Consider the following 2,460-nt stretch of genomic DNA (forward strand, 5'->3'; position numbering starts at 1 on the left):
GGCGGGCCGCCGGGGCGGGCGCGCGCGCCCCGGCCGGGGTCCCCCCCCCGGCGGGGGCCCGCGCCGTTCCCCCTGGTGGTGGCCGGATGCCCGGTGGTGGCCGGGCGCTCGCCACGACGGAGGGCCGTTCCGGGCTCGAGGCCTGAGCGAGGGCCTTCCCGGCCCTGAGCGAGGCCGGTCCCGGCCGTTTCCCGCGCAGACGGGAGGTGCACCGGATCGACAAGGTGTCGGGTCCTCCCGTGCGGGCTCGACGCGGCGTCGATTGTCCGTCCCCAGGCCGGGGAGGCATGCTGCAAAGGTGCCCCGGACTCCTTCCCACACGCCCGCGGTCTCCCGCCGTTCCGTACTGCGCGCGCTGGGCGGCGCCGCCGGGCTCGGTGCCCTGGCGGGCTGCGGCGTCCCCGCCGCGTACGTCAGGCCCGGCGACCGTGCCGTTGCCGACTCGTCCGCCCGTGACAAGACGCTGACCTGGGCGAACTGGCCGCTCTACATCGACACCGCCGACGACAACCCCAACAGGCGGCCCACGCTGGAGGCCTTCGAGAAGCGCACGGGGATCTCCGTCGGCTACGTCGAGGAGATCAACGACAACGACGAGTTCTTCGGCAAGATCAGCCCCGCGCTCATGAACCACCAGTCGACCGGCCGCGACCTCATCGTCATCAGCGACTGGATGTGCGCCCGGTTCGTGCGCCTGGGCTGGGTCCAGCGCATGGACCGCTCCAGGCAGCCCCACGTGGCGAAGTACCTGGACCCGCTCCTGCGCTCTCCGGCCTTCGACCCGGGCCGTATGTACACCGTGCCGTGGCAGTCGGGGATCACCGGCATCGCGTACAACCGCCGCAGGCTCGGCCGCGAGATACGCCATGTCTCCGACCTGTGGGCGAGCGACCTCAAGGGCCGCGTGACCCTGCTCTCCGGCCTGGACGAGGCGTTCGCGCTACTGATGCAGGGCAACGGCGTGGACATCACCAAGTGGACGGCCGACGACTTCCACAAGGTCTGCGACCAGGTGGAGCAGCAGGTCCGGCGGGGCCAGATCCGCCGCTTCACCGGCAACGACTACACCAAGGACCTGGTCAGCGGCGACGTCCTGGCCTGCCAGGCGTACTCCGGCGACGTCATCCAGCTCCAGGCCGACGACCCCGACATCCGGTTCGTCGTGCCCGAGGAAGGCGCCGAGCTCTGGTCGGACTCCCTGATGATCCCCAACCGCGCCTTCCACAAGGCCAACGCCGAGCGCCTGATCGACTACTACTACGAGCCCGAGGTCGCGGCGGAGCTCGCCGCCTGGGTGAACTACGTCTGCCCCGTCCCCGCGGCCAAGGACGTCCTCGCCGCATCCAGGGACAAGGACACCGCCGCCCTCGCCGGCAACCCCCTGATCTTCCCGGACTCCGTCATGCGCCAACACCTCGCCATCGCGCGGGACATCACGTCGACGGAGCGGGTGGAGTTCGCGAAGCGGTGGAACAGGATCGTGGGGTTGTAGGTCCGGGGCACACCGACTCCGTCGCCGGCGAGCACAGTTGGCCGCCAAGGTTTTGAACATGTTCAATTCCAGGCGTACGCTCCTCCCATGAGCGACAGAGCCGCCCTGCTCAAGGGCATCCGCGTCTGGCTGGTCTCCTTCGTCGTGTGTCTGGTGCTGAGCGGTGCCACCGCCTTCCCGCTGGTGCACGAACTGCGGTGGGCGGAGGACGTGTTGCGCTCCCTGTCCGTGCCGGAGCACCTGCCGGGGCTGATGGACTGGATCGTGCGGGTCCGGCACGGGCTGGACACCGTCGACGCCGAGTACCCCTTCGTGCTGTACGGCACGGACTGGCTGGCGTTCGCGCACCTCGTCATCGCGGTCGCCTTCATCGGGCCGTACCGCGACCCGGTCCGCAACATCTGGGTCGTCGAGTTCGGGATGATCGCCTGCGCCGGGATCGTCCCGCTCGCGCTGATCTGCGGGCCGATCCGCGGAATCCCCTTCTGGTGGAGCCTGATCGACATGTCCTTCGGCGTGTTCGGGGTCGTCCCGCTGTATGTCGTACGGAAGAAGATCAAGCTGCTGGAGGCGCTGACCCCGACTCCCGTGACGGCGCTCGCTACTTGAGCGCCGCCAGCGCGATCCGCTGTGCGACCGGGTTCATCTCCTCGCCTTTCGCCTCCGCCGTCGAGCCGACGGAGCAGACGAGGGTGCGGCTCAGGTCGTGGGTTTCGGGTCCGCCGCCCGGCCGCTCACCAGATCGTGGACGCCCGCGCTGCCGCGCCGGCCGCCGTCCGTGCCGCCGACCCGGACCAGCGCGGCGGTCGTGTCCGCGTCGGGCAGACCCGCGATCGCCGCGCGCAGGGCCTCGGCATCCGGGGCGGTGGCGGCGGCGCGCGCCGAGAACGCGGGCGCCGTGGCCGATGCGGGGCGGCGAAGGCGGGCGCCGCCGCCGGCGCGAGAACGAGCGAGGCGGCGGCGACGGT

The 2,460-nt window shown here is 71.3% G+C and carries 2 protein-coding genes and 1 pseudogene; 2 read left to right on the forward strand and 1 reads right to left on the reverse strand.

Features of this window, described 5'->3' with window-relative positions; translation table 11 throughout:
* Window positions 1-298: 298 nt before the first annotated feature.
* Both ACFW2E_RS45230 and ACFW2E_RS45235 read left to right on the forward strand, forming a co-directional pair.
* The gene (locus ACFW2E_RS45230) at window positions 299-1,492 is read left to right on the forward strand and encodes a spermidine/putrescine ABC transporter substrate-binding protein (RefSeq protein WP_384477557.1); all 1,194 of its coding nucleotides are present in this window, start codon (window positions 299-301) and stop codon (window positions 1,490-1,492) included.
* Window positions 1,493-1,579: 87 nt separating this feature from the next.
* Window positions 1,580-2,101, forward strand: coding sequence for a hypothetical protein (locus ACFW2E_RS45235; protein ID WP_384477560.1), 522 nt, complete (start codon window positions 1,580-1,582; stop codon window positions 2,099-2,101).
* 90 nt (window positions 2,102-2,191) lie between these two features.
* Here the strand turns inward: ACFW2E_RS45235 and ACFW2E_RS45240 are convergent.
* A pseudogene (locus tag ACFW2E_RS45240) lies at window positions 2,192-2,460 on the reverse strand (peptidase); the annotation flags it as partial.

It is taken from the genome of Streptomyces sp. NPDC058964, from assembly GCF_042741275.1.
Classification (GTDB): Bacteria; Actinomycetota; Actinomycetes; order Streptomycetales; family Streptomycetaceae; genus Streptomyces.

Coding starts and splice junctions, on each gene's coding strand:
- ACFW2E_RS45235 (WP_384477560.1), top strand. CDS start 1,580: ATGAGCGACAGAGCCGCCCTGCTCAAGGGCATCCGCGTCTGGCTGGTC.